This is a genomic window from Xanthomonas sp. NCPPB 3583 (assembly GCF_041475715.2).
Classification (GTDB): Bacteria; Pseudomonadota; Gammaproteobacteria; order Xanthomonadales; family Xanthomonadaceae; genus Xanthomonas; species Xanthomonas euvesicatoria.
Window position 1 is genome coordinate 273780 of the sequence record NZ_CM191263.1, and the last position, 23704, is coordinate 297483.

General features: G+C 64.6%; 20 protein-coding genes. 12 read left to right on the forward strand and 8 right to left on the reverse strand.

The annotated features are described in order from the left end of the window. Nucleotides 1-172: 172 nt before the first annotated feature. Nucleotides 173-925 carry a pseudouridine synthase gene (locus ACCQ07_RS01185; RefSeq protein ID WP_031420679.1) on the forward strand — a complete coding sequence of 251 codons (753 nt, stop codon included), beginning with the start codon at nt 173-175 and terminating at the stop codon, nt 923-925. A 176-nt stretch (nt 926-1101) separates the two neighbouring features. Here the strand turns inward: ACCQ07_RS01185 and ACCQ07_RS01190 are convergent, their stop codons facing one another. Then, nucleotides 1102-1680 (reverse strand): DUF2059 domain-containing protein, encoded by a 579-nt coding sequence (locus tag ACCQ07_RS01190; RefSeq protein ID WP_372364104.1) that lies wholly within the window; start codon nt 1678-1680, stop codon nt 1102-1104. 55 nt (nt 1681-1735) lie between these two features. On the opposite strand from ACCQ07_RS01190, the gene arfB reads away from it, so the two are divergent. The 4 genes from arfB to dcp all read left to right on the forward strand — a co-directional run bounded on the left by arfB (nt 1736) and on the right by dcp (nt 6196). After that, a complete protein-coding gene (arfB, locus tag ACCQ07_RS01195) occupies nt 1736-2167 on the forward strand; it encodes an alternative ribosome rescue aminoacyl-tRNA hydrolase ArfB (RefSeq protein ID WP_005912264.1) in 432 nt (143 codons plus the stop codon). A 2-nt stretch (nt 2168-2169) separates the two neighbouring features. Further along, entirely contained in the window at nt 2170-2799 is a 630-nt protein-coding gene (locus ACCQ07_RS01200; RefSeq protein WP_011345965.1) for a lysophosphatidylcholine acyltransferase, read from the forward strand. Nucleotides 2800-2887: 88 nt separating this feature from the next. Next, nucleotides 2888-3904: an isoaspartyl peptidase/L-asparaginase family protein gene (locus ACCQ07_RS01205; protein WP_057681313.1), complete on the forward strand. Its 1017-nt coding sequence runs from the start codon at nt 2888-2890 to the stop codon at nt 3902-3904. A gap of 108 nt (nt 3905-4012) precedes the next feature. Continuing rightward, entirely contained in the window at nt 4013-6196 is a 2184-nt protein-coding gene (dcp, locus tag ACCQ07_RS01210; RefSeq protein WP_164738726.1) for a peptidyl-dipeptidase Dcp, read from the forward strand. A 395-nt stretch (nt 6197-6591) separates the two neighbouring features. On the opposite strand, the gene ACCQ07_RS01215 is transcribed toward dcp, so the two are convergent. Continuing rightward, the gene (locus ACCQ07_RS01215; protein ID WP_014089022.1) at nt 6592-7647 is read right to left on the reverse strand and encodes an MBL fold metallo-hydrolase; all 1056 of its coding nucleotides are present in this window, start codon (nt 7645-7647) and stop codon (nt 6592-6594) included. Here ACCQ07_RS01215 and ACCQ07_RS01220 point away from each other — a divergent pair. After that, complete coding sequence (locus ACCQ07_RS01220; RefSeq protein WP_338339438.1) at nt 7646-7867, forward strand: hypothetical protein; 222 nt, start codon at nt 7646-7648, stop codon at nt 7865-7867. The genes ACCQ07_RS01215 and ACCQ07_RS01220 overlap by 2 nt on opposite strands. Nucleotides 7868-7876: 9 nt before the next feature. Continuing rightward, nucleotides 7877-8509: a TetR/AcrR family transcriptional regulator gene (locus ACCQ07_RS01225; RefSeq protein WP_014089023.1), complete on the forward strand. Its 633-nt coding sequence runs from the start codon at nt 7877-7879 to the stop codon at nt 8507-8509. A gap of 170 nt (nt 8510-8679) precedes the next feature. On the opposite strand, the gene ACCQ07_RS01230 is transcribed toward ACCQ07_RS01225, so the two are convergent. The 4 genes from ACCQ07_RS01230 to ACCQ07_RS01245 all read right to left on the reverse strand — a co-directional run bounded on the left by ACCQ07_RS01230 (nt 8680) and on the right by ACCQ07_RS01245 (nt 12542). Then, nucleotides 8680-9027 (reverse strand): VOC family protein, encoded by a 348-nt coding sequence (locus ACCQ07_RS01230; protein ID WP_014089024.1) that lies wholly within the window; start codon nt 9025-9027, stop codon nt 8680-8682. Between the two features lie 68 nt (nt 9028-9095). Further along, on the reverse strand, nt 9096-9824 hold the full coding sequence (locus tag ACCQ07_RS01235) for a helix-turn-helix transcriptional regulator (protein WP_338339396.1): 729 nt from the start codon (nt 9822-9824) through the stop codon (nt 9096-9098). 144 nt (nt 9825-9968) lie between these two features. After that, nucleotides 9969-11231, reverse strand: coding sequence for a cation:proton antiporter (locus tag ACCQ07_RS01240; protein ID WP_372364106.1), 1263 nt, complete (start codon nt 11229-11231; stop codon nt 9969-9971). Between the two features lie 354 nt (nt 11232-11585). Next, nucleotides 11586-12542, reverse strand: coding sequence for a LysR family transcriptional regulator (locus tag ACCQ07_RS01245; protein ID WP_011345974.1), 957 nt, complete (start codon nt 12540-12542; stop codon nt 11586-11588). A gap of 118 nt (nt 12543-12660) precedes the next feature. Between ACCQ07_RS01245 and aceB the strand changes: the two genes are divergently transcribed. From aceB to ACCQ07_RS01265, 4 genes are all read left to right on the forward strand, one after another. Beyond that, nucleotides 12661-14277 carry a malate synthase A gene (aceB, locus tag ACCQ07_RS01250; protein WP_014089027.1) on the forward strand — a complete coding sequence of 539 codons (1617 nt, stop codon included), beginning with the start codon at nt 12661-12663 and terminating at the stop codon, nt 14275-14277. Between the two features lie 159 nt (nt 14278-14436). After that, complete coding sequence (aceA, locus tag ACCQ07_RS01255) at nt 14437-15732, forward strand: isocitrate lyase (protein WP_218496825.1); 1296 nt, start codon at nt 14437-14439, stop codon at nt 15730-15732. A gap of 299 nt (nt 15733-16031) precedes the next feature. Continuing rightward, nucleotides 16032-17090 (forward strand): GGDEF domain-containing protein, encoded by a 1059-nt coding sequence (locus tag ACCQ07_RS01260; protein ID WP_014089029.1) that lies wholly within the window; start codon nt 16032-16034, stop codon nt 17088-17090. Between the two features lie 3 nt (nt 17091-17093). After that, nucleotides 17094-19754: a putative peptide modification system cyclase gene (locus ACCQ07_RS01265; protein ID WP_122273438.1), complete on the forward strand. Its 2661-nt coding sequence runs from the start codon at nt 17094-17096 to the stop codon at nt 19752-19754. On the opposite strand, the gene ACCQ07_RS01270 is transcribed toward ACCQ07_RS01265, so the two are convergent. Continuing rightward, complete coding sequence (locus tag ACCQ07_RS01270) at nt 19694-20032, reverse strand: NHLP-related RiPP peptide (protein WP_372167564.1); 339 nt, start codon at nt 20030-20032, stop codon at nt 19694-19696. The genes ACCQ07_RS01265 and ACCQ07_RS01270 overlap by 61 nt on opposite strands. A 91-nt stretch (nt 20033-20123) precedes the next feature. Between ACCQ07_RS01270 and ACCQ07_RS01275 the strand changes: the two genes are divergently transcribed. After that, on the forward strand, nt 20124-21332 hold the full coding sequence (locus ACCQ07_RS01275; RefSeq protein WP_029818296.1) for a putative peptide maturation dehydrogenase: 1209 nt from the start codon (nt 20124-20126) through the stop codon (nt 21330-21332). A gap of 242 nt (nt 21333-21574) precedes the next feature. Here the strand turns inward: ACCQ07_RS01275 and ACCQ07_RS01280 are convergent, their stop codons facing one another. Then, nucleotides 21575-23659 carry a S9 family peptidase gene (locus ACCQ07_RS01280; protein ID WP_218554453.1) on the reverse strand — a complete coding sequence of 695 codons (2085 nt, stop codon included), beginning with the start codon at nt 23657-23659 and terminating at the stop codon, nt 21575-21577. Nucleotides 23660-23704: the final 45 nt, after the last annotated feature.

A 23704-nucleotide genomic window follows, 5' to 3' on the forward strand; every position in this document is an offset into this window, starting at 1 on the left:
TGGTTGGGGCAAGTGAGACGTGAAGCAGCCACCCATGCGGCGGGCAGGCATCAGCTGCGTGAGGAGCGCGCAGCAATTGCACCGTACGAGCGGTCCAGGCCGCAGCCATTGCCGTGCGCGTGGCCTGGTGACAGAACAGTTGCGGTGTTCGCCGCTCGGCAGCGGCGATGCAGTGGCATGCGGTGTCGGCGATGCGGATAATCCGCCGGTGAGCATATCCCCCAAGCATCTGCAGATTCTCTACCAGGACGATGTCCTGGCCGTCGTCGACAAACCCGCCGGCCTGATGGTCCATGACAGCAAGCTGGCGCGTGGAGAGGACGACTTCCTGGCCGACCGTCTGCGCGAGCAGCTGGGCAAGCCGATCTTTCTGGTGCACCGGCTCGACCGCGCCACCAGCGGCTGCCTGCTGCTGGCCTTCGACCGCGACAGCGCCAGTGCGCTGGGCAAGGCCTTGATGGCGGGCGAGGTGGAGAAAGATTATCTCACCGTCTGTCGCGGCTGGCCGGCCGAGGAGCGCTTCATCGTCGACCATGACCTGGACGGCGGGCCGGGCAAGCCGGTCAAGAAGCCGGCCGTGACGCATTTCCAGCGTCTGGCCACCGGCGAGCTGGAGATTCCTTCCACCGGGTTCACCACCTCGCGCTACGCACTGCTGCGCTGTCAGCCGCAGACCGGCCGCTTCCGGCAGATTCGCCGGCATATGAAGCACCTGTCCCATCACATGATCGGCGACACCAGCCACGGCGACGGCCGCCACAACCGCAGTTTCCGCATGCTCGGCATCCACCGCATGTTGCTGCACGCCGAACGCCTGGGATTTCCGCATCCGGGCGGTGGCCGGCGCATCAGCATCACCGCGCCGCTGGATGCGGAGTTCACCAAGGCGTGTGCGTTGTTTGGTTGGGACGTGGCGCAGTTGTAGGTGGCGCCACCGCTGTCGCGCGGGAGCGCCCTGATCGTCCTACGGGGGAGGGGCGCCGCAGAGGCGGATGAGGGCGCGCGCTCAGCCCGCCTGGTCAACGCGCGTGCCACTCTCCGCTAACTCAAGGCCCCAGCAAAGCAAGCTCTGACGATTCCCCATTCCCCATTCCCCGCCTTTCAGGGCTTCTTGGCCGGCGCAGGTTCGTTGACGATCTTCTCCAGGTCCTTCTGCAGGTCGGCAAACAGCGGCAGCATCCTTTGCTGGATGGCGCCCATCAGGTTCTGGGTCAGGGCGGGGGTCTTGTCGAGCAGGCTCTGGCCGGCCGAGCTCTCGTAGAACTCGGCCATGGCCAGCACGTCCTCGCGCGAGAACGAGCGCTTGTAGATATCCAAATACATCGGGCGCAGTTCCGACCACGACAGCGCCTTGCGCACGGTCTGGCGGGTGCGTTCCTGGATGCGCTGCAGCTGCGCCTGTTGGTCGGGGTCGAGCTGGCGCTGTGCGGTGAGCTGGGCGAATTGCTGCTGCTGCAGTGCTTCGATCTGCGGCAGCATCGTATCCAGCATGGTCTGCGCGCGCGAGGCGGCCAGCAGACGGTTGATGTCGGCATCGCTGGGCGCCTGCGCCAATGCCGCCGGGGCAGCCACGGCCAGCAGGGCCGACAGCAGCAGCCGGCACGCAAGGTGGCGCGTGGCAGTGAGCGAATGGGTAGGTGTCATCGGAGCATCCTGCAAACGGGGGACCGGCCGCAGCATACGGGAGCCGGCGTTCGCGCGCGCGTCCACGCCGCTGCCGATACAATCGGCGCACATGGCCAGCGACCCGATCCAGATCACCCCCAGCCTGACGATTCCGCCCAGCGAACTCGTCGAACGCTTCGTGCGTGCCAGCGGCGCCGGCGGGCAGAACGTCAACAAGGTCTCCACCGCGGTGGAGCTGCGTTTCGACGTGGCTGGGTCGCCGTCGCTGCCCGAGCCGCTGCGGGCGCGGCTGCTGTCGCGGCGCGACCGCCGCATGACGGCCGACGGCGTGCTGGTGATCGACGCGCAGCGCTTCCGCACCCAGGACCGCAACCGCGACGATGCGCGCGAGCGGCTGGTCGAAATCATCAGTGCGTGCCTGTCGGTGCCCAAGCGCCGGGTCGCCACCAAACCGAGTCATGGTGCCAAGCTGCGGCGGCTGGATGCCAAGCGGGAACGCAGCCAAATTAAGCGTGGACGCTCTGCGTCCCACTGGGAGTAAGCGTGAGTCAACCCGACCCGTCGTTGCCACCGGTAACACAGGCCAACATCCTGCTGCAGCCATCTCCGCCCCGGATGCCGCGTGCCCATGGCCGCTTCATCCGCTGGCTGGGCCGTACCGCCTTGCGCGTGACCGGCTGGCGCCTGCTCGGGCGGCTGCCCGACGAGCCCAAGCTGGTCATGATCGTGGCCCCGCATTCGTCCAACTGGGACGGCTTTTTGGGCTTTGCGGCCAAGTTCGCGCTGGGTTTTGAAGTGCGCGTGCTGGGCAAGGCGCAGCTGTTCTGGTGGCCGCTGGGCCCGCTGCTGCGCAAGCTCGGCGGCATTCCGCTGGACCGCAGCTCGCCACAGGGCACCATCGGCCAGGCGGTGCGGCTGATCCGTAACTCCGAGCAGATGTGGTACGTGATCACCCCCGAAGGCACGCGCAAGCGGGTGGAGCAATGGAAGGCCGGCTTCTGGAAGATCGCTTCCGATTCCAACGTGCCGATCCTGCCGGTGTATTTCGACTACCCCAGCAAGACGGTGGGCATCGGCGAGCCGTTCTGGACCGGTAACGACATGGCCGCCGATATCGCCGCCATCCGCACCTGGTACCGACCGTGGCGCGGCAAGCATCGCGATACGTTGTGAGTGGCGTGGCGCGCGGTTGAAGGATCGTCGGCGTTGGTTGGTGAACCGGTGCGCCTGTCGTCGAATATGCATTCCATCGAGGCACTTCATGATCGCTAGGTGCGCACGCGCGTTGTGTCTGTCGCTTTCTCTGCTGCTCATCGCCGGCCCGGCGCTGTCGGCCACGCCGATGCTGGTGATCCACGGTGGTGCGGGCGTGGAGAAATCCAGCCTTTCCAAGGACGAGCAGGCGCAGGCGCGCGAGGCGATGCAACGCGCACTGCGCACTGGGCACGCGGTGTTGAACCGCGGTGGCAGTGCGGTGGATGCAGTGGCCGCCACGATCACCGTGCTGGAGGACGCACCGCAGTTCAATGCGGGGCGTGGTGCGGTGTTTACCCACGACGGCAGGAACGAACTGGACGCGGCCATCATGGACGGCGCCAGCGGCAAGGCCGGCGCGATTGCCGGCGTGCACACGGTCAAGAACCCGATCCAGCTGGCACGCCGCGTGATGGACCACTCCAGGCACGTCATGCTGGTCGGCAACGGCGCCGAGCAATTCGCGCGCGAGCAAGGCGTCGCCCTGGTCGACCCCAGCTATTTCCGCACCGACAAGCGCTGGAAGCAGCTGCAGAAGGCGCTCAAGGCCGAGGCCGGCGACCGCCAGGCGCAGGCGCAGCTGGACCTGGAAACCGCCAAGCATTTCGGCACGGTCGGTGCGCTGGCGCTGGACCGCGACGGCCATCTGGCCGCTGGCACCTCCACCGGCGGCATGACCAACAAGCGCTATGGCCGCGTGGGCGATGCGCCGATCATCGGCGCCGGCACCTATGCCAACAGCCAATGCGCGGTGTCGGGCACCGGCTGGGGCGAGTTCTACATCCGCGCCGTGGCGGCCTACGACATCTGCGCGCGCATGAAATACGCCGGACAATCGCTGCAGCAGGCGGCCGAGACCGTGATCGACCAGCAGATCCCAAAGGCCGGCGGCGACGGCGGCGCCATCGCGCTGGATGCACAGGGCAACCTGGCGTTTCCCTTCAATACCGAGGGCATGTACCGCGGCTGGATCGGTGCCGACGGCACCCCGCATGTGGCGATTTTCAAGGACGAGACGCTGTAGCGCCGCCATCCCCAACCGCGTCCGTCGACCCAATCCAACGGCACATGTCAGCGGCCGCGAAACCCGCTAGCGTGGCCGGCTGCACTACCCACTCAGGAATCACACGCCATGTCGCGTACCGTCGTTCTGGCCGCTGCCATCACCCTGGCACTGGCTGCTTGTTCTGGAAAAGAGTCGTCCGGCCAGGAGTCCACCACCGTGCCCGAGAAAACCGCCCCGGCCCCGGCCGCGGATGCTGCATCCAACCCCTTGCTGACTGCCAGCACGCTGCCGTTCCAGGCGCCGCCGTTCGACAAGATCAAGGACGCCGATTACCTGCCGGCGTTCGAAGAAGGCATGCGCCAGCATCTGGCCGACATCCGCAAGATCGCCGATAACCCCCAAGCGCCCACCTTCGACAACACCATCGAAGCGATGGAGCGTGGTGGCGAAACGCTTACGCGCGTGTCGCGCATCTTCTTCGGGCTAGTGCAGGCCGATACCAGCGACGCACGCCAGAAAATCCAGGAAGAGATCGCGCCCAAGCTGGCCGCGCATCAGGACGAGATCAATCTGGACCCCAAACTCTTCGCACGCGTCAAAACCATTTACGACCAGCGCGACACGCTGAATCTGGACCCGGAGCAGAAGCGTCTGGTCGAGCGCGACTACGAAGAGCTGGTACGCGCCGGCGCGCAGTTGTCCGATGCCGACAAGGACAGCCTGCGCAAGCTCAACGTGGAAGAAACCACCCTCTCCACGCAGTTCCATACCCGCCTGGTCGCCGCCTCGGCCGCCGGCGCGGTAGTGGTGGACGACAAGGCCAAGCTCGATGGCCTGAGCGAAGGCGATATCGCCGCCGCGGCCGATGCCGCCAAGGCCCGCAAGCTCGATGGCAAGTATCTGCTCACCCTGCAGAACACTACCCAGCAGCCGGTGCTGGCCTCGCTGAAGGATCGCCAGCTGCGTGCCGAGGTGTTGAAGGCCTCTGAAACACGCGCAGAAAAGGGCGATGCCAACGACACCCGCCAGACCATCCAGCGCCTGGCGCAGCTGCGCGCGCAAAAGGCCAAGTTGCTCGGCTTCGACAACTACGCCGCCTACAGCCTGGGCGACCAGATGGCCAAGACGCCGGATGCTGCGCTCAAGCTGCTGACCGACACCGTGCCGGCCGCCACCGCCAAGGCGCGCCGCGAAGTGGCCGAGATGCAAAAGGTGATCGACGCACAACGTGCTGATGCAAAGACCGGCGATTTCAAGCTCGCCGCGTCCGATTGGGACTTCTACGCCGAGCAGGTGCGCAAGGCCAAGTACGACCTGGACGAGGCGCAGATCAAGCCGTATTTCGAGCTGGACAACGTGCTGCAGAACGGCGTCTTCTACGCCGCCACGCAGCTGTACGGCATCACCTTCAAGCAACGCACCGACATCCCGACCTATCACGCGGATATGAAGGTGTATGAGGTGTTCGATGCCGACGGCACTTCCATGGCGCTGTTCTACACCGACTACTTCAAGCGCGACAGCAAGTCCGGTGGCGCGTGGATGGACGTGTTCGTCGAGCAGGATGGCCTTACCGGTGCCAAGCCGGTGGTCTACAACGTGTGCAACTTCACCAAGCCGGCCGCCGGCCAGCCGGCGTTGCTGAGCTTTGACGACGTCACCACCTTGTTCCATGAGTTCGGCCATGCGCTGCACGGCATGTTCTCGAAGGTGAAGTACCCCTCGATTGCCGGCACCAGCACTTCGCGCGACTTCGTGGAATTCCCCTCGCAGTTCAACGAGCACTGGGCGTCCGATCCGAAGGTCTTCGCACACTACGCCAAGCACTACCAGACCGGCGCGCCGATGCCGGCCGAGCTGGTGGAAAAGATCAAGAAGGCCAAGACCTTCAACAGCGGCTACGCCACCACCGAATACCTGTCGGCGGCGCTGCTGGATCTGGCCTGGCACACCCAGCCGGCCGACGCGCCGCTGCAGGACGTGAGCAAGTTCGAAGCCGACGCCTTGAAGCGCTTCAAGGTGGATCTGGCCGAAGTGCCGCCGCGTTATCGCAGCAGCTACTTCGACCACATCTGGGGCGGCGGTTATTCGGCCGGGTACTACGCGTACTTCTGGTCGGAAGTGCTCGACGACGATGCGTTCGAATGGTTCAAGGAAAACGGCGGCCTGACCCGCAAGAACGGCGACACCTTCCGCGCCAAGATCCTCTCGCGCGGCAACACCGTCGATCTGGCCACGCTGTATCGCGATTTCCGCGGCAAGGACCCCAGCGTCAAGGCGCTGCTGGAAAACCGAGGATTGACCGAGTAAGCGTGTGCGTGCGTAGGCGATGTTTGCATGCGAAGGCATGCATGCCTGGCCAGTGCTGAGCAATCAGGACGGGATGGCCACGTGCCATCCCGTTTTTTGTTTGTGCGCATGTACGCGCTACATGACGGTATTGCCACTTTCAGGATCAGCATTCAGTTTTTAACGCACCGTGCCCGGGTACGTGCCACGTCATGCCGGTCGTATCCGCATGCCTGCCGCTGCAGTGCGCGCCGCGCAGATCGAGACACGTGGCAGTGGCACTCGCGATGTCGAAGAGACCGACCTTGCCGATCTTTGCGTCACGCTGTGCACGCGGTCACCAGGGCGTCGACAAGCATCACACGCACCATGGCGTAGCCACACCCGACACCCACGCCGGCCGCGCAGCCGGCCATTTACGGCGTAGCCACCACTCCATCCGACGCAGTGGCCGCAGCGTCCTGCCGCCACCAACGCACGCGGTTGCCGGGGGCATTCAAGTCCACACGCTCGCCCATGCACGGGGTGATCAGTGCGACACCAGCAGAGTCGGCCAGCGCCACGATCCGGTCCAGCGGCTCCTGCCACGCGTGCATGGCCAGATCGAAGGTGCCGTTGTGGATCGGCAGCAGGCTACGGCCGCCGACGTCGATGAACGCCTGCAGGCTCTGCTCCGGCTGCATGTGCACGTGCGGCCACATGTGGTCGTAGGCGCCGTTTTCGATCAATGCCACATCGAACGGCCCGAGCTGCTCGCCGATGGTCTTGAAGTGCGGGCCATAGCCGCCGTCGCCGCTGAAGAACAAACGCAGGTCACCTGCCTGGATCACCCAGGAACACCACAGCGTGCGTCCATTGTCGAACAGCCCGCGGCCGGAAAAATGTTGCGACGGGGTGGCGGTGAGCTGCAGGCCGGCAACGCTGATCGACTCCCACCAATCCAGCTGCCGCACCTTGGCCGGGTCTACGCCCCAGCGCACCAGCAGGTCGCCCACGCCCAACGGGGCGACAAACACGCCGACACGGTCGGCCAGCGCACCGATGGTGGCGCGGTCGAGATGGTCGTAGTGGTCATGCGACAGGATCACCCCAGCCAGCGGCGGCAGCGCGTCCAGCGCAATCGGCGGGGCGTGGAAGCGCTTGGGTCCGGCGAACGGCACCGGCGAGGCGCGTTTGGAAAACACCGGGTCGGTCAGCCACAGCCCGCCCGCCAGCTTCATCAGCAGGGTGGAATGGCCTAGCCGGTACAGGCTGCGATCCGGTGCGGCCAGCAGTTGCGCGCGTGTCAGCGGCTGCACCGGCAAGGGCGCGGAGGGCACCGTGGTGCGGGGCTTGCCGAATACCATGGCCCACATCAGGCCGAGCTGCTCGCGCAGGGTCATGACGGTGGTCGGCAACGGCATCGCATTACGGAAGCGGCCAGCGCGAAACTGCGGCGAATCGACATACGGGGAAGGGCGTGGGGAAGCCATAGGAAGTCCGGGCAAGACGTGGGAGAGCAGAAGGACGAGCGATCAGGCAACGGCGATGCAGCGGGCACTGGGTGGACCTGGCGTCAGGATCGGCATGGACGGGCGTACAGGCAGCTTCTTACAGACCAACGGCGGCGGGGTGACAACCGCACAGCGCACCAGCACTGATTACACTGCACAGTGTAGTTTTATTTTCGTGAAAGTAAACTGCCGGGTGTAAAATCGCCCCATGTCGACCGCATCTTCCCCTCCGGCCACGCCCCAGCGCCTGACCGACCGCAAGCGCAACGCCATCGTGGAGGCCGCCATTGCCCAATTCCGGCAGCACGGCTTCGAAGCGACCAGCATGGACCGCGTGGCCGCCACCGCCGGCGTTTCCAAACGCACGGTCTACAACCACTTCCCCAGCAAGGACGCCTTGTTCGGCGAGATCTTGCGCGGACTGTGGCAACGCAGCGCCGAGGCGGTGAACCTGGCGTATCGGCCCGACCAACCGCTGCACCTGCAGTTGATCGCCCTGCTGCAACAGAAACTGCGGCTGTTGGACGACCCGGCGTTCATCGATCTGTCGCGCGTGGCCATCGCCGAAGGCATCCACTCGCCGGCGCGTGCGCGCGAATTGTTGTCGCAGCTGGGCAGCAAGGAAGAGGGCACCACCACCTGGCTGCGTGCCGCACTGGCCGATGGCCGGCTGGCAGGCGTGGAGCCTGAATTCGCCGCGCAGCAGTTGCAGGCGCTGGTGAAGGGCTTTGCGTTCTGGCCGCAGATCACCATGGGCCAGCCGCCGCTGTCGCCGCAGCAACAGACGCAGGTGGCCGAATCGGCGGTGGCGATGTTCCTGGGGCTGTACGCGCGCAAATGAGCGCGGGCAGTCCGTTCATTTGCGCTCCTGGAGTAACAAAGCGTAGCGAGTATTCGTCAGGTGAGCGCAGCCGGCGCACGCACAGACGCAGCGGACGAGTGGGACGTGCCCCGATTTCGCGCACCGGCCGCGCCGCCTGGCGGCGCGCGCAGCCGTTTTGGCAGCTGCGCTTAGTCTTTCGACCACACTGCCAAGGGATAGCCGTGCGGGTCGGCAAAGTGAAAACGGCGCCCGCCCGGGAACGCGAACACCGGTTGGGTGATGCGTCCACCTGCCGCTTCGATACGCGCCTGGCTGCGCGCCAGATCATCGGAGGCGAGCACCACCAGCGCGCCACCCGGTTGCGGCGTGCCGTGGAAGAAACCGCCGCTCAGGCGGCCGTCGCGGAATTCGCAGTAGTCAGGGCCGTAGTCCTGAAATGTCCAGCCGAAGGCCTGCCCATAAAAAGCTTTGGCGACGGCGATCGAGTCGACGGCAAATTCCAGATAATCGATGCGGTGCTGCGTGGTGTCGATCATGGCGTGCTCCTGAGCGAGTGCACAGCATGCAGATGGCGCACGCCGGTGGCTTGGCGAAAACGGCCAACTCAGCATGCATGCTGCTGCACCAGTGCGCGCGGACTCAGCCCTGTGAGTTGACGTGCATCGCGCACCAGATGCGGCGCATCGCCGTAGCCTGCATGCAGCGCGGCCTCGGTCAAGTTGCGGTGCCTTCGCACGATCCGAAGGAAGCGCTGCAGGCGCAAGACGCGCTCCAGCGTCTTGCTGCCATAGCCGAACGCGTCCTGACAGCGGCGGCGCAGCGAGCGCTCGCTGATTCCCAACGCGTCGGTCAACGCGCTTAGCCGGGTCGGCGCGCCGACGGTCAGTTGTTCGAACAGCCAAGCCATCTGCGGATCGCGCGCTGCGGCGTGCTGTTGGCACAGTGCCTGCAAGGTCTGTAACGGGTCGGCGCCGTCTTCCAGGCGATGCTGCCATGTGCGGCCCCGCTCGCCCCACAGCGTTTCCAGCGCAACGCGTTGGTCGGCAATGGCGTGTAACGGCAGCTGCAGCAGACCGGCTGCCACGCCCGCTGCCAGACGGACACCGGTCAACGTCGTGCCTGCCGCCACCGATGCGGGATTGGCAATGCGATCCGGCCCGGCGACGAATACTTCGCTGCCATTCCAGATCAGATCGACGCTGCCATCGGGCAACACCAGCACCGGTTGCGGCGCGTGACTGCCCTGGCGAAATTGCCAGCTGCACTGCAGCTGCGCGCGTAACGCAGGCGGTGCCGCGCTTTCGGCATAACACGGCTCAGCTGGGTCGGACATGACGGCACTCTGCGTGAGAGCGGATGCGGGCGTGTGCAGTGCCGCAACGTGGAGCGCGCCATGATTCAATGGCATGCACTGCACGGCAGCCCAGTTGCATGCACGGTATCGGGCCTGACGCGGCACCGCAGCACCATCGCGCCCTCATCCGTGAGGTGAATTGCTTGCGGCCAGCGCATCGGCTGCTGCGTGCCGTTTGCGCTGGAACCAGGCCACCATCGGCGAGGCCATTACCGTGGTCACCAGCGTCATGCCGAACAACAGCGTAAACAGATCCGGCCCGATCACGCCGCTATCCAGGCCGATCTTGATCACCACCAACTCCATCAGCCCGCGTGCGTTCATCAGCGAGCCCACGGTAAGACTGTCGCGCCAGTGATGGCCGCTCAGGCGCGCACCTAGCGTGCAGCCGAGCAACTTGCCGCCCACCGCCACCCCGATCACCAGCACAAGTCCGCTCAGGCCGGCGCCGGCGAATGCGCCAGGGCTGGTGGCTTGACCGGCAACCGCAAACAGCACCGGCATCAGCAGGGTGATGGCCAGCGGCTCGATACGCCCGGCCAGATGTTCCAGCAGGCGGTCATCGCGCGGCAGGCAAATGCCGAACAGGAATGCACCGAAGATCGCATGCAGCCCGATCCACTCCGCCAGCGCGGCGCACGCCAGCAGACCGATCAAGACCCATACCAGCGCGCTCGGTGCATACCGGCCGTCATGCGCGCGTGCGCGCAGCACGCGCGCATAGGCAGGCTTGAGCACACCGAACACGGCGGCGATCAAGACCAACGCACCGATGGCCGTGAACGCCACGCCGCCATGCGCGTTGTTGCCGGTCAAGGTCAGCACGATCGCCAGGAAGATCCATACCGTGGCGTCGTCGATCACGGCCGCGCCCAGCGCCAGGCGGCCGGCGGGCGTCCGCGTCATGTTGCGGTCCTTGAGGATGCGCGCCAGCACCGGAAATGCCGTTACCGACATCGCCGCGGCAATGAACAGCGCGAATGGCCAGAAGCTGACGCCTTGCGGTGCGAAGCGCGGGAACAGCCATGGCGCGGCAGCCAGTCCGAGCAGCAGCGGCAACACGATGCCGGACACGCCCACCAGGATCGAGGCGCGCACTTGCGCCTTGGTGCCTTCCGGCGCACGCAATTCGACACCGACCACGAACATGAAAAGCACCACGCCCATCGTGGCCAGGCCGGACAGCGGCGGCAGGCTTCTGGCGGCGAACAACGCCATGTGCAGGTCGGACAGCCAGGCACCGAATGCGATCGGACCGAGCAACAACCCGGCCGCCATTTCGCCGATGACCGGCGGCTGCCCAATGCGTTGCAACAACGCACCGCACAGGCGCGCAGCGCCCAGGATCACTGCCAACTGCACCAGCAACAACGTGGTCGGATTCATCGCGTGAGCATTCCAGTGGTTGAGTCGGCTCAGCCGCGCGTCCTGCAGGGCATCGGCAAGTTCCCCCCCAACCGACGACACGGCGATGCGCGGCATGCCGGCGCTTAGTGTATGCATGGCGACGCGCTGCGATCAGGTTGGCGATCAACGCGCGCAGGCAATGCGTCCTGACGTGAGGGATAGATGGTCCGATGTAGGTCACGGCATCTTGTCGCGTTCGCTCGCATTGCTGCATGGCACACACGTTTGGCGCGCTTGATCCAGCGTCTTCCGGCGGATGTGCGTGATGGATGGCGCGACGCGTGCTCGCATGGCCGCGATGCCAGACGATGACGCCGGGCCATCGCGAACGACTCAACGCTCCGAATCGCCGCTCTCGTCGTAGCCACGCGGCGTGAACAGATCCGGCTGAATCAGCTCGATAAACGCGCGTGCTTGCGGCGACAGATACTTGCCCTTGCGCACCACCACGCCGTAGCTGCGGGTCGGGAAAAAATCCTTCAGCGAGCGCGTGGCCAGCTTGTCGCGGTCGGCGTCGGTGAGGCAGATCGCAGTGACGATGGAAATACCCATGCCCATCGCCACGTATTGCTTGATCACCTCCCAGCCGCCCACCTCCAGTGCCACGGTGTAGGGCACGCGCGCCTGCTGAAAGACCAGATCGACCAGGCGGTAGGTCACCTGCCGGCGCGGCGGCAGGATCAATGGATATGGCGACAGATCCTGCAGCGAGACCTCGGCCTTGCCGGCCAATGGATGATCGGGCGGGGTGATCAGCAATTGCTCGAAACGGTAGACCGGCGCGTAGTTGAGGTCGGCCGGCACATCCAGCATCGAGCCAACCGCCAGGTCCACCGCATCTTCGCGCAGCAGGTCGGTGCCATCGGCGCTGATGGCGTTGTGCAGGGTCAGCCGCACGTCCGGATGGCGCGCGCGGAAGTTGGCCACGATGCGCGGCAGCAGGTACAGGATGGTGGAACTGTTGGCGGCGATATTGAGCTCGCCGGCATCCAGCCCGCGCACCTTTTCGCGAAAGCTCGCTTCCAGCCCATCCAGGCTTTCCACCAGCGGTTGCGCCATGTCGTACAGCAACTGGCCTTCGCGGCTGGGTGCCATGCGTCGCCCGGAGCGTTCGAACAACGGCACGCCCAGATCACGCTCCAGTGCCTGCAACTGCAGTGTCACAGCCGGCTGGCTGACATAGAGCGCCTCAGCGGCCCGTGAGACAGAGCCCAGCCGCACCGTCTGGCAGAATGCGCGCAACGGCTTGAGGCGATCAGATTTGTAGGAAAATCGAGGGGTTGGCGCCATGAGCGTGCGTTGCGCTGGTCTAATATAAGTCGAGCTTATTTACAGCATTGATAAAACTGCTTTGTCAAATAGTTGCATCGGGCGCACGGTGCAGGTCCGGATGCACAAGGACCCCCACATGGCTGCCACCGCGTTTGCTCCCCGTCCCACCGACCACGCCACGCCCGGTATTGCGCTGACCACCCAGATCGCCGGCCAGGCAGAGCTGCTGCCGGCCGCCGCGCTGGCCCTGCTGGTTTCGCTGCACCGGGCGATCGAGCCCGGCCGCCAGCAGCGTCTGGCCCAGCGGCGCCAGCGCCAGGCCGCTTTCGATGCCGGTCAGCTGCCGGACTTCCGTACCGATACCCAGGCCATCCGTGCCGGCGATTGGCGTGTGGCTCCCCTGCCGGCGGCACTGCTGGACCGCCGTGTCGAAATCACCGGCCCGACCGACCCGAAGATGGTCATCAATGCGCTGAACTCCGGCGCCAAGGTGTTCATGGCCGACTTCGAAGATTCCACCGCGCCGACCTGGCGCAACCTGCTGGCCGGCCAGCGCACCCTGGCTGCGGCGGTGCGCGGTGACCTCAGCTTCGATGCGCCCAACGGCAAGCACTACGCCCTGCGCCCGGAGGCCGAACGTGCAGTGCTGATCGTGCGCCCGCGCGGCTGGCACCTGGACGAAAAGCACGTGTTGATCGACGGCCAGCCGTTGGCCGGCGGCCTGTTCGATGCGGCGCTATTTGCCTTCCACAATGGCCGTGCGTTGCTGGCCAAGGACCGCGGCCCGTACCTGTACCTGCCCAAGCTGCAGAGCATGGAAGAAGCCGCACTGTGGGACACCGCGCTGGCGCATATCGAAGCGATGCTGGGCCTGCCGCATGGGCAGATCAAGGTCACCGTGCTGATCGAAACGCTGCCGGCGGTGTTCGAGATGGACGAAATTCTCCACGCGCTGCGCGAGCGCATCGTGGGCCTGAACTGCGGGCGTTGGGACTATATCTTTTCCTACCTGAAAACCTTTCGGGCGCACCGCGACCGCGTGCTGCCCGAACGCGGCCAGGTCACCATGACCCAGCCATTTTTGAAGGCCTATTCGGAGCTGCTGATCAAGACCTGCCACCGCCGCGGTGCGCATGCGATGGGCGGCATGGCCGCGCAGATTCCGATCAATCACGATGAAGCCGCCAACGAACAGGCCATGGCTCGCGTGCGTGCCGACAAGTTGCGCGAAGTGACCGCCGGTCACGATGGCACCTGGGTGGCGCATCCGGCGCTGATTCCGGTGGCGATGAAACTGTTCGACGAACACATGCCCACCGCGCATCAGCAGCATGTAGTGCGCAATGACGTGCAGGTGACGCGCGACATGTTGATCGCGCCCTCGCCGGGCAATGTCACCCGCGCCGGGTTCGAAGGCAATGTCGAAGTGTGCGTGCGCTACCTGGCGGCCTGGCTGGACGGCAATGGCTGCGTGCCGATCCACCACCTGATGGAAGACGCCGCCACGGCCGAAATCAGCCGCGCGCAGCTGTGGCAGTGGTTGCATCACGGCCAGCACCTGGATGATGGCACCGCCATCGATCAACACCTGCTGCAGGCCACCTTGCGCGCACTGCCTGCACGGCTGGGAACCGCCACCGCGCTGCCCGGCGCTGCACGGATCGATGAAGCGATCGCCTTGCTCGAAGAGTTGAGCCGCGCCGACGAACTGGCGGACTTTCTTACCGTACCGGCGTACCGCCTGATCGATTGATTTCACCCTGCGGCGACGCCTGCCACCGGCATCGCGCAGTTTCCACTTCAACGCATTTCAACGCCCGTTGCGCACGCACGCGCAACGACGGCCTTGCCATGCCGCATGCCCACCATTCCTTCCTCGTTCCATCCGTCGTACCTCTCAGGAGAACGCAAGATGAGCACCACACTGCAAAGCGCCGAACAACTGCAGCAGGACTGGTCCAACAACCCGCGCTGGAGCGGCATCACCCGCAATTACAGCGCTGCCGATGTGGTGCGCCTGCGTGGCACCGTGCATGTCGAGCACTCGCTGGCGCGGTTGGGCGCGGAAAAATTGTGGACCTCATTGCATGCCACGCCGTTCGTCAATGCGCTGGGCGCATTGACCGGCAACCAGGCCATGCAGCAGGTCAAGGCCGGCTTGAAGGCGATTTACCTGAGCGGCTGGCAGGTTGCCGCCGACGCCAATCTGGCCGGGCAGATGTATCCGGACCAATCGCTGTACCCGGCCGATTCGGTGCCGGCGGTGGTCAAGCGCATCAACAACACCTTGCTGCGCGCCGACCAGTTGCATCACGCCGAAGGCAACGATGCCATCGACTTCCTGCAGCCGATCGTGGCCGACGCCGAAGCCGGCTTCGGTGGCGTGCTCAACGCCTTCGAACTGATGAAGGCGATGATCGAAGCCGGCGCGGCTGGCGTGCATTTCGAAGACCAACTGGCCTCGGTCAAGAAGTGCGGCCACATGGGCGGCAAGGTGCTGGTGCCCACGCGTGAGGCGATCGAAAAATTGAATGCCGCGCGCCTGGCCGCCGATGTGCTGGGCGTGCCGACGGTACTGATTGCGCGCACCGACGCCGAAGCCGCCGACCTGATCACCAGCGACGTGGATGCCAACGACCAACCGTTCACCACTGGCGAGCGCACGGTCGAAGGCTTCTTCAAGACCCGCAATGGCCTGGACCAGGCGATCAGCCGCGGCTTGGCCTATGCCCCGTACGCCGACCTGATCTGGTGCGAAACCGGCAAGCCGGACCTGGAATTTGCGCGTGCGTTTGCGCAGGCCATCCATGCCAGGTTCCCCGGCAAATTGCTGGCCTACAACTGCTCGCCGAGTTTCAATTGGAAGAAGAATCTGGACGATGCCACCATCGCCAAATTCCAGACCGAACTGGCGAGCTATGGCTACAAGTTCCAGTTCATCACCCTGGCTGGCTTCCACGCCTTGAACTACGGCATGTTCCATCTGGCGCACGGCTATGCGCGCCGGCAGATGAGTGCGTTTGTCGAATTGCAGCAGGCCGAGTTCGAAGCGGCGGAGAGGGGATTTACCGCAGTCAAGCACCAGCGCGAAGTAGGCACCGGCTATTTCGATGCAGTGACGCAGGCGATCCAGCAGGGGCAATCGTCCACCACCGCCTTGCGTGGCTCCACCGAAGAAGCGCAATTCCATAGCGACAAGGCGGCCTGATGGCTGGCGGCACCGCAACGGCAGCGGCTGTACATGAGGCAATGCAGTGCAGCGACACCTGGCGCTGAGTTGATGCAGCTGTTGCTACAGCAATAGCCGACCAAGGCAGATTCAACCGGCGCCACATTGCGCCACCCTGGGAGGGGGAAGGGCTCGGAGAACCGAGCCCTTTTTTTACGTCCGATACCCGTCAATTCGTCTCTTTCTTGGTGAGAAATAGTGTGATCTGGTGCTGAACAAGGGGGTCCTGTAGGATTTGTCCATGGGCTAATGGTGCAGGCTGGCCTAAGGGAAAACCGATGACGTGCCACAACACCGCAGGCGCACTCGAGCCGACAGGGAACGTTGCCAAAACGGTCCCCGATGGGCTGCATGCGCTGATGACTGCCGAGGAACTGGCGTTTTTCGCCCGTTTCGGCCGTTCGCGTGAGGTGTCCGCGGGCCAGTCGCTGTTCGAGCGCGGTGCGGTGGGCACGCAGATGTACATCGTTGTCAGCGGCCAGATCGACCTGGATTTCGGCGAGGACCTGATGCTCAAGCATCTGGGCCCGGGAGAATTCTTCGGCGAGCTCGGCCTGCTGATCGGCGATCACGCGCGCAGCGCCGGCGCCAGCGCCTCCACCGACAGCCGTCTGATCGAGCTGGCACACGAGGATTTCCAGCGTCTGGTCGACCAGGACCCCTCGATGGTGGCGCACTTCCTGCGCCGCTCCATCGTGCGGGTGGTCAACAACGAACAATTGCTGATCCGCCAGCTGCGCCGCCGCAACCACGATCTGGAAGCGGCGCTGGACAACCTCTACGTCACCTCGCACCAGCTCAACCACACCGAAGAACTGAGCCGGACCGACGAGCTCACCGGCCTGCACAACCGGCGCGGGCTGGCGTTGCACCTGCAGGAATGCCGGCGGGCCGGCCACGTGCCGGGTGTGGGCCTGATCCTGATCGACTGCGACCGTTTCAAGCGCATCAACGACGAGTTCGGTCACCTGGCAGGCGACCGCGTGCTGCAGAACGTGGCCCATGCCCTGCGTTCGGTGATCGCCGAAGGCGACCTGGCCTGCCGTCTCGGCGGCGACGAATTCTGCGTGCTCGTCGCGCAAGGCACCAGCGAGCTGGTGCACCACATCGGCGAATGCATCGTGCGCGCGGTGGAAGCGCGGCTGTGCAACGGCCAGGGCGAACAAGGCTGCTCGGTCAGCGTAGGCTCGTGCATGATCGACGCGGACGCGGCCTGGAACGACTGGTACACGCTCGCCGACAGCGCCTTGTACGAGGCCAAGCGGCAGGGCGGCAATGTGCTGTGCATGCAGGAGACGCTGGCCCTGGATCAACCGCCTGCCACCGGTCACCGCTGAGCGATGAGCAGCCGCACCCACGCACGCAAGGACGCGTCGTCGGAAGCGATCCAGGCGCCGCGGCTGCGCACCTTGCTGTTGACCGATCTCTGCGATTCGACCGCGCTGGTCGAACGTATCGGCGACAACGCCGCGGCCGCCTTGTTCCGCGAGCACGACCGCCTGGTGGTCAAGCTGCAGCAGCACTGGCGCGGCCGCCTGATCGATCGTTCCGACGGGCTGCTGCTGCTGTTCGACCGCCCCATCGATGGCCTGGGTTTCGCGCTGGATTACGCGCGCGGGCTCAAGACGATGGGCGATGCGCATGCGCTCACGCTCTGCGCACGCCAGGGCCTGCATGTGGGCGAAGTGCTGACCTGGCGCAATAGCGACGAAGCGATCAGCATCGGCGCCAAGCCGCTGGAAGTCGAAGGGCTGGCCAAGCCCACCGCCGCACGCTTGATGTCGATGGCACGGCCGGGGCAGATCTTGCTCTCGGCGGTAGCCGAGTCGTTGACCCATCGCGCCGCACGCGAACTCGGAAACCGCGCCGACCGGTTATTGTGGAAATCGCACGGGCGCTGGCGCTTCAAGGGCATGCCCACCGCGATGGAGATCTACGAAGTGGGCGAAGTCGGCCTGACTCCCCTGCGCATGCCGAAGAATTCGGCAAAAGCCTGGCGCGATGTGCCGCTGTGGCGCAGGCCGGCCGCGTTGGTGGCTGAGGTGGGGGTGGTGCTGGCGGTGGGAATCGCAGTGTGGTTCTTCATTCGGCCGCAGCCTGCGATTGCCTTTGCCAGCCGCGATTGGGTCGTGGTCGGCGATGTGCGCAATCTCACTGGCAATGCCGTGCTGGATGGAGCGCTGGAACAGGCGCTACGCATCAGCCTCGAGCAGTCGCGGTACGTCAATGTCCTGAGTGACATGAAGGTGCGCGACACGGTCATGCGAATGAAGCGCGATCCCAACACGACTGTTCTGGACCGCAGTGTGGCATCGGAGGTGGCGTTGCGTGATGGTGCCAGCGCAGTTCTTCTTCCGACCGTTGCTGAAGTTGGAGGGAAACTGCGTTTCAGCGTAGAGCTGGTGGATCCGCGCACGCAAACGACCGTGTATTCGGAGTTTGTCCAAGGCGACGGCTTACCGTCTGCGCTGTCTTCGGTGGATCACGTCACACGTAAGCTCCGCCAGGGGCTCGGCGAGATGGTCGCGTCGATCGACAAGAATTCAGTGCCATTGCCGGCCGTCACAACATCGAGTCTGGACGCGTTGCGTGCCTATGCACTGGGCGTGGAAGCGACTGCTAAAGGTCGGTGGCGTGAGGGCCTGGAACTGTTTGATCGCGCGGTCGGAATCGACCCGACGTTTGCGTTGGCTTACCTGGGGGCGGCGCGCATCAAGGTTGCGGTGTCAGACCGCAACGGCGCGCTTCCATATCTGGACAACGCGGTTCGGTTCCGTCAGCGCTTGCCGGCACGTGATCAGCTCTATCTAGATGCCTGGATCGCCGAGCTGCGGGCGGTGGACACCGCGCTCCCACTGTGGCGAACGTTGGCGTCCTTGTATCCGGACAATTTCGCCGGTGCCGCCAACACTTCATGGCATTTGTTTGTGGCAAACCGCTTTGCGGATGCGTTGCCATATGCGCAGGCTGCCGATGTCGTACAGGATCCGCTGCGTTCTATCGCGTCTGATCGCATCGGCCGCATCCTGATGGCACAGGGGAAGGTCGAGGCTGCGTTGCAGCGCTTCGAAAACTCGAACGACGGCGATCGGGCAGGGCCGCTGCGACGCCAAGCCGATGCCTTGGCAGTGCTTGGCCGTTATGCCGAGGCGCAGCGAACCCTCGACCGGATTGTAGAAAACGGCTACGCCAACGACGATGTGGTACCACTGATCGACCGCACCAGCATCGCGCTGGATCAGGCCAATTGGGCGGACGCAAATGCGGCAATGGCACAGGCCCTGGAGCGTAGCAAGCACACCGACGATTTCAGCTATCGGCAGTTTCTGGTGATTGGGGCTACCACCGCAGCCATCACCGGTGAAACAGCATCCGTCGGTCCCGGGATGAGTTCGGCGTTTGAAGCGCTGGTGGGCGCAATAAAAGCCAAGGGTCCGGCCGAGCCAAACCTTCAGGACGACGCTGCCATGATGCTGGCCCTGGTCAGCCAGGCTCAGCGCAATGGCGACGATCAGTTCACTGCACGCGCGCTTTCGGCGATCAAGCCTGCGCTCGCACACGAAACACCTGTGCTTGGCGAATTACGCGCGATCGTCGAAGCCCAGCATCTGGCGCTGTCGGGCGATCGGGTGGCCGCCATCGCTCGCCTGCCTCCCGGTCCCGACGATCTATTGCAGACGCGTGTGACCTTGTACACCTTGTTGCATGACAGCGGACGGCACGCGGAGGCATTGCAACAAGCCCGCTGGCTTTCCCTTCAGCGTGGGCGCGCCTACATCGAGGCAAATGCCTCGCAGACGTTACAGCCGCTCAATGTGTTGCACACGCGGTTAGCACGGTTATGGACCGCCGAGTCGCTGTACGCATTGGGGCGTACGCAGGAAGCCCGCGAGCAGGCGCAGGCGTTCGTGCGTGCCTGGCCTGCATCGCGTCTGCCTGCTTACCTGCGCAGCAGGGTGGAGCGAATACTTTCGGATTCGAAAGCGAAAATCACGGTGTGATTGGTCTTTTCGGTCAGATAGCTCTGTAACTCGGCACGCGCCAACGCAATGTCTTCCTTGGAAGCAAGTTGGTTGGTGGTCATGCAGTAATAAGGCTCTCCGGCACTGGGCACGCCGTCGTTGGCATTGGCGCCGGCAACACCGAGCTGAGCAAGCGCCTGTGCCGGGTTGTCTTGGAAGCAATCGCGAAAATCGTCGTCGTTGGAGAGCAGCTCCAGCAGCCTGTCGGCGATGGATGCATCAAACGGAAGGTGTGCCTGGTCGGCTGGATCGGTCATTGTCTTGTCCACAGGTGAGGGGGCTGGCGCATGATGTGATGGGATAGCTGAGACAATATCGACCATGCTCATGTGTCCTTGAGATGTCTCCATGCAGATTCGTCGCTGTGCCACGCTGTTCTTCGAGCTTCGCGACGATGCGACGTTCGATTTTGCTCAACTGCTTGCCGGCGGCGTTGGGCTGCGTCGCCGTACCCGCTGGCTTGCGCTTGCGCCTCACCTCGATGCCGAAGTGGAAGTGGCTGCGCACGAGCGTGATTGGCTAAGTCAACTCAGTCCTACGCGCTGGCAGCCGGTCGATCCGGTGCAACCGCTGCTGCCCTGGATGGAGCGGTTGCTCGATCAAGGTCTGGCGATCAGCGACCAAGCCGCGCACGCAACCCATCGGCAGCATGATGAGCAGGTGCAGCAGCAGCGTTGGTGGCCGTTGGCCGCGCTTTGGCATCGTTTTGCACGCTGGAAAGGCGAAGACAGCGTCGCGACAATGGAAGAGCAAGGCCTGACAACCGCAGAGGGAATGGTCGATCGCCTGGGCGCGCCGCCTGCCGAAGTCGTGGAGCGTGGGATAGGAGGTGTTGCCGCACGTATCACGCTGCCGCGTGCGGCCACCGGTGCCTTCGATGACCTGTTGTCACGCCGTGTGACCTGCCGCAATTTCGATAAGCAACGCGCGCTATCGCGTGAGTTATTGGGCCACATGCTCCAACGTAGCGTCATGGCGAGCGCGCGTGTTGCGGTGGGTCACGACACCGCGTTTTTGAAAAAGCCGGTCCCTTCGGGAGGAAGCTTGCATCCCACTGAGACCTATCTGCTGATTCAGCGCGTCCAGGGCATGCCAAGCGGGCTGTATCACTACCGTCCGATCGAGCATGCGCTGCAGCCCATGGCGCCGCCGCCTGAGCCGCTGTCGGATTTCGCACGTCGAGCGCTCTCCGGTCAGCACTGGTTTGCGCAAGCGCCGGTGCTGTTGATTCTGGTGCCACGGTTCTTGCGCAGCTTCTGGAAGTATCGGAACCACGCCAAGGCCTATCGCGCGATGATTCTCGATGTCGGACATATTGCGCAGACGCTTTATTTGAGTGCCACCGACCTGGGGCTAGGGGCGTTCGTGACGTCGGCCATCAATGAGGTCGACATCGAACAGGCACTGGGCCTGGATGGCCTGCAGGACGGCCCACTGGCCATCTGCGGATTCGGTTGGCGTGCCGAAGAGATGACGAACACCGAGCTGGATCCTAACGGGGCCATCTGGCTGTCCAGTCGCGATCGGGACTTATCCAAGGATCTTGAGCAGCCCTGATAGGGTCTTCCAGCTCTCGCGACACATGACCAGGGCAAGGCGGCTGCCCGCGCGGATGGAACTACTGCGCTGCCAGCAGCAAAAGCAGCGAGTCATCGAGTTGCTTTTGCGCTGACTCGGACACCGGCTTCGGCCGGTGGGGCGGCAACCGCTAGCTGCTCAGTGCTTACGCATCATGGGCGGCAGTACTCGCCGGAACAGCGAGTACTGCCTTGCAGACAGTGCGCGGCTGGCGCAGGTCTTTACTTCCGAATCGCCTGCGTATGCGTCTTCAAGGCCTCGCTCAGGCCGTTGATCTTGTCGGCGCCTTCCGGGACGGTGATGCTGGAGCCTTCCAGGTCCGCACCGATCGGTTGCACGCGGCCGCCCAGGCACTGGCTCAGGAAGCTTTCGGTCACGGCGTTGAAGGCCTTGCTGTTTTCCGGGCGGCGGAAGCCGTGGCCTTCGTCGGGGAACAGCACGTAGGTGACCGGAATGTTCTTGGCCTTCATTGCGTTGACGATCTGGTCGCTTTCGGCCTGCTTGACGCGCGGGTCGTTGGCGCCCTGGCCGATCAACAGCGGCTTGCTGATCTTGTCGACATGGGTCAGCGGAGAACGGTCGGTCAGCCACTGCTTGCCGGCTTCGGTGGCGGGGTCGCCCATGCGCCGGGTCAGCTGCTTGTAGAAGCTGGCCCAGTAGGGCGGCACGGTGCCGAGCAAGGTGTTGAGATTGGCCGGGCCCACGATATCCACGCCGCATTTGAAGGCGTCCGGGGTAAACGTCATGCCGACCAGCGTGGCATAGCCGCCGTAGCTGCCGCCCATGATGGCGACCTCGTCCGGTTTGGTGACGCCTTGCTTGACCGCCCATTGCACCGCGTCGAGCAGGTCCTCGTGCATCTTGCCGGCCCACTCGCCATTGCCGGCGTTGGTGAATGCCTTGCCGAACCCGGTGGAGCCACGGAAGTTCACCGACAACACCGCATAGCCGCGGTTGGCCAACCATTGTTCGTACGGCCCGTAGCCGTAGCTGTCGCGCGCCCACGGGCCGCCGTGCACGAACAGCACCAACGGCACCGGCTTGTCGGCCTTGCCGTCGTGGTTGGCATCGGCTTCGGCCGGCAGGGTGAGGTAGCTGATCAGCTTGAGGCCGTCGCGTGCGGTCAGCTCCTGTGGCCACATCGGCACCAGCGGCTTGCCCTCCAGTGCGGGCCGTGCGGAGAACAGCTTGGTCAGCTTGCCGCCATCGGCGCGATCGTAGCGGTAGTACGTGAGCGGGGTTTCTGCCGCGGAATAGCCCACGATCCAGATGCGGTCGTCGAGCGTGCGCGCGGCCACGCTGGCATCGCCGCCGCCAAGGGATTTGAGTTTCTGCAGATCCGCGGCAATGCCGTTGTCCAGCGGCTTCCATTCTTCGCGCAGGTAGTCGGTGGACACCGCCTGCACCGCCCCGGTCTTGGGGTCATTCAAGGTGGCGCCGACGTCGGCGCGCGGGTTTTCGAACAGCAGCGTGCGTGTATTGCTGGCCGTGTCGATGGCATACAGCGCTGCAGTGTCGCGGTTGCGCGAATCCTGCATGTACAGCGTCTTGCCATCCTCGGTCAGGCCCTCCGGCGCGGTATTGGTGACGTCCTCGAACGGAATGCGGTCCACGCTCTTCCAGCGGTTGCCATCGGGCACCAGCAACTCCCTGCCGGCATCGTCTGTCGCGCGCGTGGCGTAGCGCAGCTGGTAGTCGCCATCGAGCAGGTACGCATCCAGGCCGTCGGTGTTCTTCTGCACCAGCGTGCGCTTGCCGGAGGCCAGGTCCACGCGGTACAGGTCGTGCCACTTGGCATCGCGGTCGTTCATGCCGACCATGATCGATTCGGGATGTTGTGCGCTGACCCGATACACCTCGGCATTGGTCTTCTTGAACGGGGTGAGATCCTTGCTGCTGCCGTCAGCCAAATTGACCGAAAACAGGTGGAAATCTTCATCGCCGCCGTTGTCGCGCAGATACAGCAAGGTATTGGGTTGATAGGTCCAGAAGTAATTGCGAATGCCGCGTGCGGTGTCCTTGGTGATCGCACGCGCCTGGTCGGGCGCATCCACCGGCGCAACCCAGACATTGAGCACACCCGCCAGCGGCGCCACCCAGCTGAGGTACTTGCCGTCCGGACTGATGCTGACATTGGCCCGCTCGGGATTGCCGAACAGCGCATCGCGGGTGATCAGCGCAGGCGGCGCTGCGGGCGCTGCTGCCGCCGGTGCAGGTGCTGCCGCTTTCTCGGGAGCGGGCGCAGGTTTGTCGCTGCACGCAGACAGCGCGAGCAGCATGCTGGAAACAAGAAGCAGGCGTTGCATGGGAACTCCGGTGGCAAGGCGGCCGGGCCGGCCGATTTGCCACGC